This is a genomic window from Bacillus cereus group sp. BfR-BA-01310 (assembly GCF_022664325.1).
Classification (GTDB): domain Bacteria; phylum Bacillota; class Bacilli; order Bacillales; family Bacillaceae_G; genus Bacillus_A; species Bacillus_A paramycoides.
Map to the genome: position 1 here is coordinate 1 of NZ_JAKUHD010000025.1, position 17,742 is coordinate 17,742.

Here is a 17,742-nt window from a genome sequence, read left to right on the forward strand (position 1 = left end):
GATCAAACTCTCCAATAAAGTTAGTTTGTCTAGCATCTAAAATAAAAATTGACGTTTCACGTTGTTTGTTTCGTTCAGTTTTCAAAGAACTTGTCTGCCGCTCAGAAGCGACTTTATCAATATAACATTTTGTTATATTTTCGTCAACAACTTTTTTTAATAAGTTGTTTTTCATTTGTTTCTTGTGTTGTCTTCCGTGACAACGAATATAAATATACCAGTTTGATTATTAAAATGCAATAGTTTTTCTAATAAAATTTTTAACTTAGTAAAAAACTATAAAAACAGTACATTTCTTCTATATAAATATAGTTTTGTTAATCCATTATCCATTTAATGAGCAATGATCTCATCTTCCTTTCAATAGAAGATTCCCTCACCCCTCGCTAATTATCCCGCCTCCAATAAAGGAATAAAAAAAGCTTTGGAGAAATCTCCAAAGCTTAGTCTTGTTTATGACGCATAGCCGGGAATAACAGTACGTCACGAATAGATGGTGCATTTGTTAATAACATAACTAGACGATCAATACCAATTCCTAACCCACCTGTAGGAGGCATACCGTACTCAAGAGCTTCAATATAATCATCATCCATCATATGTGCTTCATCATTACCTTGTTCACGCTCTTTTAATTGAGCTTCAAAACGTTCTTTTTGATCAATTGGATCGTTTAACTCAGTGAATGCATTTGCATGCTCACGAGCAACAATGAATAATTCGAAACGATCTGTAAATCGTGGATCTTCATCGTTCTTTTTCGCAAGTGGTGAAATCTCTACCGGGTGGCCATAGATAAATGTAGGCTGAATTAATTTATCCTCTACCTTTTGCTCGAAGAATTCGTTAATAATATGACCAACTTCCATTGTATCTTTAATTTCTACACCATGTTCTTTTGCAAGTTCACGCGCTTCTTCTACACTCATTGTATTCCAGAAATCCGCTCCAGAATATTGTTTAATTGCATCTACCATATGAAGGCGTGTCCATTCTGGCTCTAGATTGATTTCTTGATCACCATATTGGATTGTTGTTGTACCTAGTACTTGTTTCGCAATATGAGCAACCATATTTTCTGTTAGTTTCATAATATCTTTATAATCGGCATACGCCTCATATAGTTCAATCATCGTAAACTCAGGGTTATGACGTGTTGATACACCCTCATTACGGAATACACGGCCGATTTCATAAACTTTTTCTAATCCGCCCACAATAAGACGTTTTAAATGAAGTTCAATTGCGATACGCATATATAATTCCATATCTAATGCATTATGATGTGTAGTGAAAGGACGAGCAGACGCTCCACCTGCAATTGCATGCATCATAGGTGTTTCCACTTCAAGATAACCATTATCGTCTAAGTATCTTCTCATCTCACGAATGATTTTACTACGAGTAACGAATGTTTCACGACTTTCCATACTTGTAATTAAATCTAAATAACGTTGACGGTAACGTTGTTCAATATCTTTTAATCCGTGATATTTATCCGGTAATGGACGAAGAGATTTCGTTAATAACGTAAAGCCCGTTGCCTTTACTGAAAGTTCTCCAACATTCGTTTTGAAAACTTTACCTTCAATCCCTACTAAGTCACCTAAATCTGCTGTCTTAAACAATTCATACTCTTCATCCCCAACAGCATCTTTACGAACATAGATTTGAACTTGTCCATGTAAATCTTGAACGTGTGCAAATCCCGCTTTTCCTTTACCGCGTTTTGTCATAATACGACCAGCGATAGAAACAGAGATTTCTTTCTCTTCTAATTCTTCTTTAGAGAACTCTCCATATAAGCTTAATAAGTCGTTTGTTGAATTCGTACGTTCAAAGCGTTTACCGAACGGATCGATCCCTTGTTCACGTAAGTTATGTAACTTTTCACGACGAACAAGCAATTGGTCGTTTAATTCTTCGTGGTTCATGTTATCCATGATATTGATATCACTCCAGCTCTATTTAATTTTACAATATATACAGTATAGCATTTTCTACTCAACTAGAAAAACTGCCAGCAACTAACTGGCAGCTCTTCTTTCTTTCACGTAATTATAGGAAGTGTACAAAAGAATGTCAATCTTCCATGTTCCCTTATTAGCCAACGTAAATTGTTTGTTGTTTCGCTTCTACCTCTTCTACAAATGCACCTAATAAATTCGCAAGGTCTTCACGTGTGTTACACGTATTGATACCATTACGCACGCTCGCATTACCACGAACACCTTTTAAATACCAAGCTGCATGCTTTCTCATCTCTCTTACAGCGATATTTTCGTTCTTTAAATCGATAAGACGATCTAGGTGCAACATACATACATCAATTTTCTCACGCACTGTTGGTTCCGGCATTAATTCGCCTGTCTCTAAATACTTTACCGTACGATAAATCATCCATGGGTCTCCAAGAGCAGCGCGGCCAATCATAACACCGTCTACACCAATTTCATCAAGCATACGCTTTGCATCTTGTGGTGTTTCGACATCACCATTTCCGATAACCGGGATATTTACAGCTTGCTTTACTTGTTTAATAATATCCCAATCTGCTTTCCCTTCATACATTTGCACTCGTGTACGCCCATGGACCGCTACCGCTTGCCCACCAGCACGCTCAACAGCTTTGGCGTTCTCTACTGCAAAAATATGATCTTCATCCCAACCAATACGCATCTTAACTGTAACTGGCTTTTCAACAGCATCTACAACTGCCGCTACCATTTCATATATTTTATTTGGATCTAAAAGCCACTTTGCTCCCGCATCACACTTAGTGATTTTCGGTACTGGGCAACCCATATTAATATCAATAATGTCTGCTGTCGTATATTTATCTACGTATTTCGCAGCATCTACAAGAGTTTCTTTCTCTCCACCAAAAATTTGTAAACTTAATGGTTTTTCTCTCTCATCGATATATAACATATCTAATGTTCTTTTGTTATTAAGTAATATTGCCTTATCACTTACCATTTCAGCACAAACTAAACCTGCACCGAATTCTTTTACTGTCAAACGGAATGCAGAGTTACACACTCCCGCCATCGGTGCTAATACAACCGGATTTTTCATCTCAATATTTGCAATCTTTAACACTCGACTTACTCCTTCCATCATAGTCACCTTGGCATTAGTTCATCTATTGAGACCTTTAATGCTTTAGCAACTTCTACTACAAAATCTTGGGAAGGCGATCGATTCCCTCTCTCAACTTCACCTAAAACAGATACAGATACCCCTAATTCTTTAGCAAAACCTTCTTGCGTATAGCCTTTTAGCTTTCGAAAAGCACGAATGCGTCTTCCCCATTTTTCTGCTTCCATACCGTTACTCCCTCTCGCCTTTTCATTTCTTCTACTTGTGAACGTGAAATGTCTTGTTTTATATCTTGATTAATCTCTAACAACGGAACGATAACAAAAGCTCTTTCAAACATCCGCGGATGCGGAACAATAAGATTCTCTGCTTCAATATTCTCTTGATTATATAGTAAAATGTCAAGGTCGATGGTCCTCGGACCCCACCTGATTTCCCTTTTTCTTCCTAGATCATTCTCTACTTTTTGTGTTATTTTCAATAATTCTTGTGGTGATAAATTGGTAGAAATTTTTATAACTAAATTCAAAAAGCAACTTTGGTCAGTATAGCCAACTGGTTCAGTTTCATATACAGATGAAATATCGTCAACTCGGATATAAGGGCTTTTGTTTAAAAACTGAATCGCTTCAGTTAAATAAGTATAACGCTCTCCAATATTTGAACCTAACGCAATGTACGCTATATTATTCATGAACGTTCTCTCGTAATTTCTACCGCTACAGCACGATAATGCCCCGGTATCGGCGGATCCGGTTTAATAACCTTTATCGTACATCGTGAAATACTCTCATATTGTGCCAATATATCTGTAGCGATATTTTCAGCGATACTCTCCACAAGCTTATACGTTCTATCTTCAACAACTTTCCTACATAATTCGAAAAGCTCTCCATAATTGACAGAATGCTCTAAGTCATCACTTTCTCCCGCACGCTTTAAATCCAATTCCACCGTTAAGTCCACTTTAAATCTCTGACCTAGCTTATTTTCTTCCGGGAATACACCATGATAACCGTAAAACTCCATATCATGGACATAAATTTTATCCAATTACTTTCCCCCCTTACCAATCATCGCATCCATCATCTTAGCCATACGCGCCATTTCTTTTACATCGTGAACACGAACAAACTCACAACCTTTTTCAATACCAAGGCAAACGGTAGCACCCGTTCCTTCAAGTCGTTCCTCCACCGGTAAATCTAATACATGTCCAATAAAGGATTTTCTTGAAGTACCTAATAGAACCGGATAACCTAGTACGTTTAACTGCTCTAAATGGCGCATCGCTTCTAAATTCTGTTCAGGTGTTTTTGCAAAACCAATACCTGGGTCTAAAATAATGTTCTCATCTCGCACACCAGCATCTTTAGCAATTTTAATACTCTCATGCAAATCAGCAATCATATCAGCCATTAAGTTACGATAATTCATATTATCGCGATTATGCATTAAGATAATAGGCACATCATAATAGGCTGCAACTTCAGCAATCTTCGGTTCTGCCTTCGCTCCCCAAATATCATTAATAATATGAGCACCAGCTTCAATCGCTTGTTTCGCAACCTCAGCTTTATACGTATCAATAGAAATAGGCAACTTCACTTCTTTTGAAACTGCCTGAATCATCGGAACAACTCGCTTTATTTCTTCTTCTACTGAAACTTTAGCGAAACCCGGGCGAGTAGATTCGCCGCCGATATCAATAATATGAGCACCTTCGTTTTTCATTTCTTTCGCATGGCGCACCGCGGCATCTACTTCGTTGTAACTCCCACCATCAGAAAATGAATCTGGCGTTACATTTAAAATTCCCATAATTAATGTCTTTTCATTTAAATTCAATGTATATTCGCCGCAGCGCAAATCATAATCCCACTTCAAACTACACATCTCCTCTTCGCAATTCATTTCTGCTCCACAATTGCTCTCTCTGCATTTCATAAAGATCCATAAATCTTTTTGTAACCATCCCCACTTTACCCGGGAAATCTTCCCCCTCTATATGACAAAGAGGGACAATCTCTTGAATGGAGTTTGTTACGAATACTTCATCCGCTGAAAGCAATTCATCTTTTGTAAAGAAACCTTCCTTTACTTCTATACCCAGCTCTTCAGCAACCTTTATAATAAACGCACGAGTGATTCCGTTTAAAATCCCTGTTTCTAATGAAGGAGTATACAAAGTATCTCCTTTAACAAAAAAGAGATTCGAAACAATTCCCTCTGCAACATAACCTGTTTCTGTAAGGAAAATACCTTCCTTATTCACAACATTTCCAATTTCTCGTTTCCCTAAAATATTATTTAAATAATGATGGGACTTCAAGCGAAATGCACCCTCTGGTGTATTTCGTACTTGCTTTAAAACAACCCCTTCTTTTTCCACTACATCCCCCGGGGCCGCTAAAGGTTTTATAAAAACAATAACAGATGGCTCTTCATACATTTCTGTTTGCAATCCTATTTCGTCTATACCCGCCGATACATTAAAGCGCACATACGCATGCTTTAATCCATTCTTAACGAGTAGATTCTTCAAAATAAGCATTACGTCATCTTTTGTCATTGTCCATTTAATTTGCAATGTATCCAGCGCATCCATTAAACGTTCATAATGATCATCCAGCAAAAAGGGGTGACCATTATAAATACGAAACGTCTCAAAAACTCCAAGTCCATATAAATAACCATGGTCATAAGGAGAAATTTTCGCTTCACTCGCTTCTACATACGCACCATTTACGTAAATTAACATGATGTCACACTTGGACTATATTTACGGATGAAATTCTGTAACAGCTCTTTCCCATGAGAAGTCATAATAGATTCCGGATGGAACTGCACACCTTCAATCGGCAATGTTTTATGACGAAGCGCCATAATTTCTCCTTCTTCCGTCCAAGATGTTATCTCTAAACAATTAGGCAACGTCTCTTTTTTAACGATAAGAGAGTGATAACGTGTCGCGGCAAATGGATTTGGGATATCAGAAAAAATCGTCTGTCCATCATGATACATTAAAGAAGTTTTGCCGTGCATTAAACGTTCTGCCCTGACAACATCTCCTCCAAATACTTGCGCAATTGATTGATGCCCAAGACAAACTCCGAAAATCGGAATTTTACCTGCGAAGTATTTAATAACATCCATGCTAACCCCTGCCTCATTAGGGCTACATGGACCTGGCGAAATCATTAAAAAATCCGGTTTCATATTCTCAATATCTGAAATAGTCACTTCATCATTACGCTTAATAACAAGCTCTTGTCCAAGTTCCCCAAGAAACTGCACTAAATTAAATGTAAAAGAATCATAATTATCAATCATTAATATCATTTCTCTCACCTAACCGTTTCTTCGCTACTTTCTTTTGCACGCCATAAAGCGATTGCTTTTTTTAACGACTCTTTATATTCGTTTTTAGGATTTGAATCAATTACAATTCCCGCTCCCGCTTGAACATGTGCTTGTCCATCTTTGGCAAGCAATGTTCGTATTACAATATTCAATTCCGTATCTCCAGAATATCCAATCCAACCAATTGAACCTGTATAAATCCCTCGGCGAACAGGTTCTAATTCTTCAATAATTTCCATCGTACGTATTTTCGGGGCACCAGTAATTGTCCCACCAGGAAATACAGCCTTCACCAAATCGAAAGCATCTTTATCTTCTTCCACCTCACCACGCACATTAGAAACAATATGCATAACGTGTGAGTATTTTTCAATTACCATAAATTCATCTACTTCAACAGTGCCATATTTACAAACCCGACCCAAATCATTTCGTTCCAAATCCACAAGCATCACGTGCTCTGCTCTTTCCTTTTCGTTTTCAATTAATTCTCTCGCCAATTCTTCATCCTCTTGCTCACTTGCCCCTCGAGAACGCGTACCAGCAATTGGCCTCGTACTTACTTCTTTTCCTTGCTTTTTAATTAGTAATTCAGGCGAACCACTAACAATTTGAAAATCTCCAAGCTCCAAGTAACCCATATATGGAGATGGATTAATTTCACGAAGACTTGTATAGATTTCTAGCGGATGTGTGTGTAACGTCCGTTCTTGTCGTGTCGACAAGTTTACTTGGAACACGTCACCTGCCCCAATATATTCTTGAATACGTTCAACAGCCTCCATAAAGCCTTCTTCTGTAAAAGCAACTGCTTCATTTTTCTCTTCAGGACATTTAAATGACATAGTCACTTCAGATGCTTCTTTCATCCAAAGATCCTTCCATTCATTTAATCGTTCTTCTGCCTCTTTATGCTCATCTACATAATGCGTAATAATCCATAATACTTTTTCTTTTTGATCATATACAAACACGTCATCAAACAATAAAAAGAATATATCAGGTATATTAATGTCATCCTCTGCAAGAGTAGGTAACTTTTCAATATAACGGATACAATCATAACTAAAGTATCCAATTGCACCACCTTGAAAAGGTGGATACTTCGGATTATAATCCGTTTTCCATTTCTCCATATATTCTTGCATTAAATCTAATGGATTCCCATGTTCTATTGTTTCCTTACCACTTTCACTTATATGTAACGTCTCATTCTTCCCTTGAATTACTGCTACTGGGTCCAGCCCAACAATGTTATAACGACCACCACGTCCACTTTCTAACAAAATATGTTGCGGCTTATCTTGGGAAAGAAATTTATATTGCTTAAAGAAATCTAACTGATATGGAATAGAAAGCGCTAAAGATTTTCTTCGTTGCATATCAACACCCCGTCTTCTTTTATCCCACCCTCTTAAGCTAACCAGCTCAAACTACATAAAGTTATTTACATAGAGAATGATTACACTCGAGGGCTAGTGAAAATAAATTAATTATACTACTTCTTATTTTACATGAAGTTTTCTAGTCATTCACTCTTTTCCTTTTTCCAATCAAAAAAGAAAAAGCATCCTTTTTCAAGGATGCTTTTCAAATCACATTCAATTATGATTCAAATTGATAAAGTGGTGTACTTAAATAACGTTCACCGTTACTTGGGATAATAACAAGTACCTTTTTCCCTTTACCTAATTTCTTCGCAACTTCTGTCGCTGCATAAATGACTGCTCCTGAAGAGATACCAACTAAAATACCTTCTTCTTTAGCTACTCTTCTCGCATATTCAAACGCTTGCTCTGTTTTCACTTGAATAATTTCATCATATACTTCTACATCCAATGTCTCCGGAACAAATCCCGCTCCAATTCCTTGGATTTTATGCGGTCCTGGCTTCCCTCCAGATAACACTGGTGAATCCGCAGGTTCTACCGCATAAATTTTAATATCGTTATACGCTTCTTTCAGCACTTCACCGGCACCTGTAATTGTCCCACCTGTACCAATACCTGCGATAAACGCATCTAATTGATCACCCATTTGTTCAACAATTTCTGGACCCGTCGTTAAACGATGGATTTCTGGATTCGCTTGGTTTTGAAATTGTTGCGGTATAAAGTAACCATGTTCTTTCGCTAATTCAGTCGCTTTACGAATCGCTCCGCCCATCCCTTCAGGCCCTGGAGTCAATACTAATTCAGCACCATAAGCACGTAATAAATTACGTCGCTCGATACTCATTGTTTCTGGCATTACTAAAATCGCCTTATATCCTTTAGCAGCCGCTACCATCGCTAAACCAATACCCGTGTTACCACTTGTCGGTTCAATGATTGTATCGCCTTCTTTTAATAATCCTTTCTTTTCAGCATCTTCGATCATAGCTAACGCAATACGATCTTTAACACTGCTCCCCGGATTCATAAATTCTAATTTCAAGTATACATCTGCGCTATCTGATTCTACGATGCGGTTCAACTTAACGATCGGCGTTTTCCCGATTAATTCTGAAACTGATTGTGCCACTCGCATTCCTGTCACTCCTAACACCGAGTATTTTTATTGGTTTTATTTATATTTAGATTTTGTCAGAAAATTTCCTTTTTGTCAATCCATTTGGATGAACGATTCTATGCTTTAACTCCCTTATTACAGGCTCTCAATTAAGTTTGTAATATCTTCTTTAGCGAATTTATATCGTTCATTACAGAAGTGACAATGAACTTCCGTCTCTTCTTCTTCTGCACGAATTTGCTCTAACTCTGCTTTACCTAAACTAATTAGTACACTTTCAATACGCTCGCGTGAACATGTACAATTAAATTGAACATCCATTGTTTCTAGCACTTTCACTTTATCTTCTCCAAGCACTTTATATAGTAGCTCTTCTGGAGAAAGCCCTTGTTCAATCAATGTTGATACAGGAGGAATTTTTTGCAAACGCTCTTCAATAAATGAAATTGTTTCTTCCTGTGCACCTGGCATAATTTGAAGAATGAATCCACCCGCCGCCAATATGCTATCGTCCCCATTTACGAGAACACCGACACCTACAGAAGAAGGTGTCTGCTCAGAAACTGCGAAATAATATGTGAAATCTTCCCCTAGTTCTCCTGAAACAATTGGAGATTGACCGATAAACGGTTCACGCATACCGATATCTTTAATTACCGTTACAAATCCTTCTGTACCTACCGCTTGATATACACGTAATTTCCCTTGTTCAGTCCCTTCAAAATCAACATGCGGATTCGTTACATAACCACGTACATCCCCATTTGCATGAGCATCGACTAAGATCGGACCAATTGGACCGTTACCCTCTACTTTAATCGTTAACTTCTGTTCGCCTTTTAACATGGCACCCATCATTGTGCCCGCAGTTAACGAACGGCCAAGTGCCGCTGAAGCTGTTCTCCATGTATCATGACGTTTTTGCGCCTCACTTACTGTGTTTGTTGTACGTACACTATACGCACGTACTTCTCCATCAAACGCTAACGCTTTTACTAAATAATCTTTCATACTTATTTATTCACCCTTCTCATGCTGTAAATTTGCATTACGTTCATATAACATATACAAACCTTTTAACGTTAAAAATGGATCTACAATATCAATTACATTTGATTCTTCTGAAATTAATTTCGCTAACCCACCTGTTGCAATAACTTTCGGTTCTTGTTTAGCTTCTTCTTTCATACGCTTAACAATACCTTCCACTTGTCCAACGTACCCATAAAGAATACCTGATTGCATTGCACTTACTGTATTCTTCCCAATAACACTACTCGGTTTTGTAATTTCAATACGAGGAAGCTTTGCTGCTCTGCTATATAACGCCTCTGCCGAGATCATAATTCCCGGTGTAATAACGCCACCCATATAATGTTTCTCTTCGTTAATATAACAATATGTAGTAGCCGTACCAAAATCAACAATGATAAGAGGACTTCCATACAAATGGATACCTGCTACTGCATTTACAATTCGGTCCGCGCCTACTTCACGTGGATTTTCATATTTAATATTCAAGCCAGTTTTTATCCCAGGCCCCACTACAAGCGGTTTAATTTTAAAATACTTTTCGCACATACGCTCTAAAGCGAACATAATTGGCGGTACGACTGAAGATACGATAATACCTTTCACATCTTCAAAAGAAAGACCTTCATGCTCAAGTAACTGCTTTACAAGCATCCCATACTCATCTTCTGTTTTATGACGATCTGTTTCCATGCGCCAATGCTGGCGAAGTTTCCCCTCTTCAAATACACCTAGCACCGCATTTGTGTTCCCTACATCCAATACAAAAATCATATTCTCACCACTTATCTTATTTAATCTATATTTGTGCAGTATGTATAAAACTTATAAAAACATCATATCACACATACTTATATATTCAGCTTTTCTATCCTCATCATTTTACAAAAAGATCACTCTCTATTTCAATTTTTAATACGAGTTTTATTTAAATTCTTTTGCCACTTAAATTTATTCCACAAACAAAAAAGGAGTGACTATCGTCACTCCTTCATCTCTTACTTATCTTCTGTGTCTTCATCGTCTTTCTTCATATTGATGTTTACTTTCACATCATCTGAAGATGTTGGACGCTCAGGTAATCTGCCATAATCATATAAATGATTAATTTGCTCTGCATCTAATGTTTCTACTTCAAGTAACGTTTTCGCAATAATATCTAGCTTATCACGCTTTTCAGTAAGAATTTGTTTCGCACGAGCATAACAGTCTTTCATAATAGTTTGCATTTCCACATCGATTTCATGTGCAATTGCATCACTGTAGTTTTGCTCTGAATGGAAGTCTCTTCCTAAGAACACCTGACCACCTTGCGAGCTACCGAATTGCATCGGCCCAAGCTTATCACTCATACCGAATTCTGTAACCATACGTCTTGCAATACCAGTCGCACGTTGGAAGTCATTGTGAGCACCTGTACTCACTTCACCAAATACAATCTCCTCAGCTACTCGACCACCAAGTAAACCAGTGATTTTATCAAGTAACTCTGGTTTTGTCATGAAGTAACGATCTTCTTTCGGAAGCATTACCGCATATCCACCAGCTTGACCACGAGGGACAATTGTTACTTTATGAACGATATCTGCTTCATCCAGGACAACACCAATTACAGTATGGCCAGCCTCATGGAATGCAACGATATTACGTTCTTTTTCAGAGATAACACGACTTTTCTTAGCTGGACCTGCAATAACACGATCCGTTGCTTCATCGATGTCACTCATATCAATTTTCTTCTTATCTTGACGCGCAGCTACTAAAGCAGCTTCGTTTAATAAGTTTTCAAGATCGGCACCAGAGAATCCTGGTGTACGAGTTGCAATCGCTCTTAAGTTGACATTCTCATCAAGCGGTTTATTACGAGCGTGTACTTTAAGTACAGCTTCACGACCATTTACATCTGGACGATCTACTGTAATTTGACGGTCAAAACGACCTGGACGTAATAACGCTGGATCAAGAATATCAGGACGGTTTGTCGCAGCGATGATAATAATACCTTCGTTTGCACCGAATCCATCCATTTCAACAAGCAATTGGTTCAACGTTTGTTCACGCTCATCATGACCACCGCCAAGACCCGCGCCACGTTGACGTCCTACTGCATCAATTTCATCAATGAAAATGATACAAGGAGCATTTTTCTTTGCATTTTCAAATAAATCACGTACACGGGATGCACCGACACCGACGAACATCTCTACGAAGTCAGAACCACTAATAGAGAAGAACGGAACGCCTGCTTCACCTGCAACGGCACGTGCTAATAAAGTTTTACCTGTACCTGGAGGTCCCACTAATAGAACACCCTTTGGAATACGGGCACCAACTTCAGCGAACTTACGAGGGTCTTTCAAGAATTCAACTACCTCAACAAGTTCTTGTTTCTCTTCATCCGCTCCAGCAACATCTCTGAAACGAATTTTTTTCTTTTCATCATTGTATAGCTTCGCCTTACTTTTCCCGAAGTTCATAACACGGCTACCGCCGCCCTGAGCCTGGTTTAATAAGAAGAAGAATAAAATGAAGATAATGACAAACGGAATGATAGAAGTGAAGAACGTTACCCAAGCACTTGTTTCTTCTGCTGGTTGATACTTAACTTCAGCCCCTTGCGCCTTATCATTAATTTTCTTTTGTAATTCCTCAGTATTTGGTGCATAAGTAACAAATTGTTCTCCTTGGTTAGAAGTATTGAATTGTCCTTTTACTTCAAACACACCATTTTTCGGTTGAAGCTGCACATTACGCACTTCACCTTTTTCAAGTTTAGTAATGAATTTATCGTAGCTAACTGATGTCGTTTTTTGCGTCGAACCATTAAAATAGCTCACGATTCCAATTACTACTAAGAATATCAGTAAATAAAAGATGGTATTACGGAAGATACGATTCATTCCTAACCTCCTCTCACGGCATAAACACTATAGTAAATCGTAACATAGAAAAACTTTCCTATACAATTGTAACGCCTGTATTTAATTAATTTGAGTAAACACTTGGTTTTAATACTCCTACATAAGGAAGATTACGGTATTGCTCTTTATAATCTAATCCATATCCTACAACAAATTCATGAGGAACAGTAAATCCAACATAATCTGCTTTCAGATCAACCTTACGGCCTGTTGGCTTATCTAATAACGTAACAATTTTTACAGATTTCGCTTTACGATATTTAAATAGGTCCACTAAATAGCTTAGCGTAAGACCGCTATCAATAATATCTTCAACGATTAAAATATCGCGACCTTCTACAGAAGTATCAAGGTCTTTTAAGATTTTTACTTCGCCTGTCGAAACTGTAGAGTGGCCATAGCTAGATACAGCCATAAAATCCATTTCAAGATATGTATCTGTTCTCTTTAATAAATCTGCCATAAATGGCATTGCGCCCTTTAGTACACCAATTGCAAGAGGTACTGTATTTTTGTAATCCTCTGCAATAATCGCACCTAGTTCGTGCACCTTTTCCTGTATTTGTTCTTCAGAAATTAATACTTTTTCGATATCTTGATTCATCATTTCATTATCCTCCCGGAAGACTCCTTGCTTTTGTAGTGAATAATCATATATTTATCCCTCTTTGCTATCTCTTTCGAAGTAGCAAATGCAGATCGTTTCAACAAGGGTACCCAAATAATATTTCCACTTGCGTCACAAACGATCGGCCACTCTTCTCTTTTTTCTTTAGGTACTTTCGCTTCGATAAAAATAGCTTTTATCTTTTTTGTACCATCCATACCTTGTATTGACATGCGATCTCCATTTTCCCTAGAACGGATACGAAGTGGATACGATATATCATTATACTTAGCAACAAATACTGTTTCATTCATGCTACTTGGTATATCTTCGCTCACCTCTGTTACAAGTTTATCCCCATTCGGCAATGTAATTGTCCCAGGCACTGATAAATCTTGCGAAAAAGGAGAAACAATTTCTTGTTTAAATCCAAAGCTACATTCTTCGTATGTGCGAACAATTTTCAAACCACCTGGAAAATCAAGTGAACCTGAGGGTTGTGTCCGCTTAAAAAATTCAATCACCTTGTCAATATGTATAGAAGAAAGCGAAGATGGAATCTTATATTCATAAAGATAGTTTAATATTAGTTGAATCCCTCTCCTTTGTAAAGGCATAGACATGGATTCAAAGGCAGGAATTGATAAGCTAATTTGTTTATCGCTTTTTTTTGTAATTACTTTATTCATCTTCTCAAAAGCTAATTCCTGCAAATATGCCTCATCCTCTTGCATCTGCACGCTAAATTTTTGAAATTTCTCATGCATTTGTGGATTTTCCTCTTTCAAATAAGGAAGGACATATTTACGTAATCGATTCCTTGTATATACTTCCTTTTTATTACTCGGATCTATACGTGGGATTACTTTTAGCTTATTACAGTAATCAACAATTTCTTCCTTAGTTACTCCAAGTAACGGCCTAATTAAATATCCATTATGAAAAGGACGCTTCACTGCAATTCCTGCGTACCCTTTCGGAGTACTTCCTCGTACAAGGCGCATTAAAATCGTCTCTACTTGATCATCTCCATGATGGCCAAGAGCTACATATCTCGCATCATATTTCTTCATTATTCTTTCCAAAAATGCATATCTGCATTCTCTAGCAGCAACTTGTGCATTCATTCCATATTGCTGTTGATATTGCGACACATTAACCCTTATCGTTTCGCAAATAATTCCTAACTCTTTGCAAAGATTACGTACAAACTGTAGGTCCTCATGAGATTCATCACCTCTAAACATGTGATCCACATGGGCTACTACAATTTCGAGCTGCTTTTCTGCTCTTTTTTCTAACAAATAATATAGAAGAGCCAAAGAGTCAGGGCCACCAGAAACCCCTACAACAATTGTTGAATGTTCCTTTAATACATCATGCCGCTTTACAAAGTCATCTACTTTTTCAACAAATGTATCTTTCAACTTCGCAATCACCTTTCATTAAACAAGAACAGCAACATTAGTTACCTTGTATATAATGGTACAACTTTTACAAACATTGTGCAAAAAAAAGATGTACAAAATTCACATTTTTATCTTACATCCCCTCTGTATATTCACAAAAGTAATAACATTACCTTTTTTAATCAAAAAGACCTAGGCATTTACCTAGGTCTTTTCAGTAATAATTTAATTTATTGCGCCTGCATTCCTACTATCGGAATCGTGGCCCACTTCGGCATATTTTTCTTTACCTTTGCCACCACAATAGTCATATCATCATTTATATAACCATCGCCAGACCTAATTACTTCTTCCATGATGATATCAGCAATTTCTTGTGGATCTTCTGTTTGTAGTTCTTTAATTTTACGTTTTATCCATAATTCGTGATTCTCCACATGTTGCGCTCCCTCAAAAATACCATCGCTCATCATGATAAGAATATCTCCCGTTTTTAATTGTTCACCAACCACATCAACTTCAACATCTTCAATGATTCCAATCGGTAAATTACTTGCTTCAATTTTCAAAATATTATTTCCGCGTTTAACAAAACTCGGCGTCGATCCAACCTTTAAAAACTTCGCACTCGCATCCCGTAAATCTACCATAGCTAAGTCAAGTGTTGTATACATCTCCTCTGTCGTTCTTAAAGAAAGAATTGAATTGATGGACTTAATCGCTATTTCTTCATCAATACCTGATTGAAGTATCTTTTGTAATAATTTTACCGTTTCCTTACTCTCCATATGAGCCCTTTGCCCATTTCCCATACCATCACTAATCGCAAGTGCATATTTACCAACACTTAAATCCATCATCGCATAGGAATCACCTGAAACAAATCCACCACCTTTTGCAGCTGTGGCCAATCCTGTATCAAGAGAATACGTCTTCGCTGAACCAAATGATATTAAACTATGACCATTTGGATAAGAGGATTTCTCTTCATGCTTAACGACAATATTTTCTTTTAAAATATCTGAAAGCATCGGCGCAACCAACTTCTCACATTCTCCATGCTCATTAGATGCAGCTGGAATCAACATTTCAATATCAATACTTCCTCTATCTAAACAATAAATATCAACATGCTCCACTTCGACGCCGAAATCGCGAAATGCTTGCAAAATCTGTTCTTCTTGCACTTGGTGGTTTTCTCGTTCTCGTTGTATCTCCTTAGCGAAATCTTCCATTACTTTTGATACACCTAGTAATTGCTCCGCTACAATTCTACGATTTTCTTTCATTTGTTTGCGTAATTTCTGTCCCTCATAGAAGTGATCTAATTCACCCGCTACTAAATCTGTCACTTTCTTCCCTCTCACACAATGCTTGTCCCATTCGCGAACTAACTTCCGATTATGTTGCAACGTTCCTTCTTCCGTTTCGCTCATTATTTGTTTCATATAATCGTACGTTTTATCGAAATTAACTACCCAGCATTGATCTTTTTTAAAGCATGTTTGGCATGTTTTCGCAGTAATTGTACTTAAAAATAAATCCGCTTCTGTTTCTTTATCTTCCTCTTCCACATATCCATATACAGAAAAGCTATTAGACAAAGCAGCAAATACATTAGCAAATTGATTGATTTTGTTCGCCGTAACATCGCGCATCCTTCTTAAATATTGTTGTTGATCTTGTGAATGCTCCTGTGTACCCGGCATAAATTTAGCAATACGATCCATAACAAGTTTCGGTGTTAATAAGAAGAAAACAATCGCCACACCAGATTCAATTAAAGTTGTTACAATACTTGTTTGCTTGTCTACATATAACGTAATTAAACTTGTACCAATTAATAAACCTAAACTAACTCCTATACGTTTCCCTTCTTTTAACAATCCACCAAGCAATCCTGAAAAGGCAAGGAGACTAAGTTGAGACAAGCTAGACACATTCGCTAAACTTAATATTAATCCAGTAACGACTCCCACTGTGGATCCTGTAGCCGCACCGGCAATAAAGGCAAATACTAATACTAAATATCTAGTGAAAATATGTTGAATAGAAGCATCATAAACAAACCAATCTGTTGTACCCGTTAAAACAGATGCTAGTAATATAATTAAACAAACAATTTCTTCTGTTTCTAACGCTTGTTGTTTCCCTTTCCTTTCCACTAAAAGCGGAACACTTTGTAAAAATATCATCGTTAATACGAAGCTAAGCCCTGCTTCAATCGTACTAACGAGCAAATCATACATGGTGACAGTTTGCTGTGCAAAATATACAACAACTAAATGTGCGGTTAATGCGGAGATAAATACTTGGAATGGTACAAGTCCAACAGTTTTACGTGTAAACCGACTAAAGAAGATATTATAAATAAAGAACGTAAAAATAGATGCAAAAGTAAAAAATAAATTATCTATCGAAACTGAAAGTGCCCCACCCATGAGAGCTAAGAACGCGAGCGGCATTTTATCTCGCTTCATAACATAAACAGCAGCAAAAAACGGCAATGCAAACGGTAAAATGTTTGTTAATATATATGCTCGTCCCAAAAGAAAACCAATAACAACAATAATGAACCCCCATCTAAAGAAAACTTGTTCAAACTTCATTCGCAACTTACTCGTCCACTTTATTGTTCCAAGCTGACTTTCATTCATCGCCAATGCACTTGTATTCATAGTATTCCTTCCTGCTTTAGGCATATTTTTAACACCACCTGCATAGTTTAATTACTGTCATTATAAAAGATGATTATTGGGATTTTTGTCAAAACAACAGTTCTCACTTTTATAATCGT

At 37.3% G+C, this 17,742-nt stretch carries 16 protein-coding genes; all 16 read right to left on the reverse strand.

Annotated features, from left to right (window positions below):
• Positions 1-443: 443 nt before the first annotated feature.
• Complete coding sequence (lysS, locus tag MR109_RS25540) at positions 444-1,943, reverse strand: lysine--tRNA ligase (RefSeq protein ID WP_002174578.1); 1,500 nt, start codon at positions 1,941-1,943, stop codon at positions 444-446.
• Positions 1,944-2,103: 160 nt separating this feature from the next.
• On the reverse strand, positions 2,104-3,102 hold the full coding sequence (gene dusB, locus MR109_RS25545) for a tRNA dihydrouridine synthase DusB (protein WP_002174577.1): 999 nt from the start codon (positions 3,100-3,102) through the stop codon (positions 2,104-2,106).
• 23 nt (positions 3,103-3,125) lie between these two features.
• A complete protein-coding gene (locus tag MR109_RS25550) occupies positions 3,126-3,329 on the reverse strand; it encodes a helix-turn-helix domain-containing protein (protein WP_220779936.1) in 204 nt (67 codons plus the stop codon).
• Positions 3,281-3,796 (reverse strand): 2-amino-4-hydroxy-6-hydroxymethyldihydropteridine diphosphokinase, encoded by a 516-nt coding sequence (folK, locus tag MR109_RS25555; RefSeq protein ID WP_242274373.1) that lies wholly within the window; start codon positions 3,794-3,796, stop codon positions 3,281-3,283. Before folK ends, MR109_RS25550 begins: the two co-directional genes overlap by 49 nt.
• Positions 3,793-4,155: a dihydroneopterin aldolase gene (gene folB, locus MR109_RS25560; RefSeq protein WP_002174575.1), complete on the reverse strand. Its 363-nt coding sequence runs from the start codon at positions 4,153-4,155 to the stop codon at positions 3,793-3,795. Before folB ends, folK begins: the two co-directional genes overlap by 4 nt.
• Positions 4,156-5,016 carry a dihydropteroate synthase gene (folP, locus tag MR109_RS25565; protein WP_071720055.1) on the reverse strand — a complete coding sequence of 287 codons (861 nt, stop codon included), beginning with the start codon at positions 5,014-5,016 and terminating at the stop codon, positions 4,156-4,158. It lies immediately after the preceding gene.
• Complete coding sequence (pabC, locus tag MR109_RS25570) at positions 4,991-5,863, reverse strand: aminodeoxychorismate lyase (RefSeq protein WP_242274375.1); 873 nt, start codon at positions 5,861-5,863, stop codon at positions 4,991-4,993. Before pabC ends, folP begins: the two co-directional genes overlap by 26 nt.
• Complete coding sequence (gene pabA, locus MR109_RS25575; protein ID WP_242274377.1) at positions 5,857-6,444, reverse strand: aminodeoxychorismate/anthranilate synthase component II; 588 nt, start codon at positions 6,442-6,444, stop codon at positions 5,857-5,859. The genes pabC and pabA overlap by 7 nt, the downstream gene beginning before the upstream one ends.
• A 5-nt stretch (positions 6,445-6,449) precedes the next feature.
• Complete coding sequence (trpE, locus tag MR109_RS25580) at positions 6,450-7,847, reverse strand: anthranilate synthase component I (RefSeq protein WP_242274378.1); 1,398 nt, start codon at positions 7,845-7,847, stop codon at positions 6,450-6,452.
• 223 nt (positions 7,848-8,070) lie between these two features.
• Entirely contained in the window at positions 8,071-8,994 is a 924-nt protein-coding gene (cysK, locus tag MR109_RS25585; RefSeq protein ID WP_002174570.1) for a cysteine synthase A, read from the reverse strand.
• 117 nt (positions 8,995-9,111) lie between these two features.
• Positions 9,112-9,987, reverse strand: a complete 876-nt coding sequence (gene hslO / locus MR109_RS25590; protein ID WP_098474789.1) for a redox-regulated molecular chaperone HslO — start codon at positions 9,985-9,987, stop codon at positions 9,112-9,114.
• A gap of 6 nt (positions 9,988-9,993) precedes the next feature.
• Positions 9,994-10,782, reverse strand: coding sequence for a type III pantothenate kinase (locus tag MR109_RS25595; RefSeq protein ID WP_002144522.1), 789 nt, complete (start codon positions 10,780-10,782; stop codon positions 9,994-9,996).
• A 224-nt stretch (positions 10,783-11,006) separates the two neighbouring features.
• Positions 11,007-12,908 carry an ATP-dependent zinc metalloprotease FtsH gene (ftsH, locus tag MR109_RS25600; protein WP_071720060.1) on the reverse strand — a complete coding sequence of 634 codons (1,902 nt, stop codon included), beginning with the start codon at positions 12,906-12,908 and terminating at the stop codon, positions 11,007-11,009.
• An 85-nt stretch (positions 12,909-12,993) separates the two neighbouring features.
• A complete protein-coding gene (gene hpt / locus MR109_RS25605; RefSeq protein ID WP_000981837.1) occupies positions 12,994-13,536 on the reverse strand; it encodes a hypoxanthine phosphoribosyltransferase in 543 nt (180 codons plus the stop codon).
• Complete coding sequence (tilS, locus tag MR109_RS25610; RefSeq protein ID WP_242274379.1) at positions 13,533-14,963, reverse strand: tRNA lysidine(34) synthetase TilS; 1,431 nt, start codon at positions 14,961-14,963, stop codon at positions 13,533-13,535. Before tilS ends, hpt begins: the two co-directional genes overlap by 4 nt.
• 212 nt (positions 14,964-15,175) lie before the next feature.
• Positions 15,176-17,647: a stage II sporulation protein E gene (gene spoIIE / locus MR109_RS25615; RefSeq protein ID WP_025151175.1), complete on the reverse strand. Its 2,472-nt coding sequence runs from the start codon at positions 17,645-17,647 to the stop codon at positions 15,176-15,178.
• Positions 17,648-17,742: the final 95 nt, after the last annotated feature.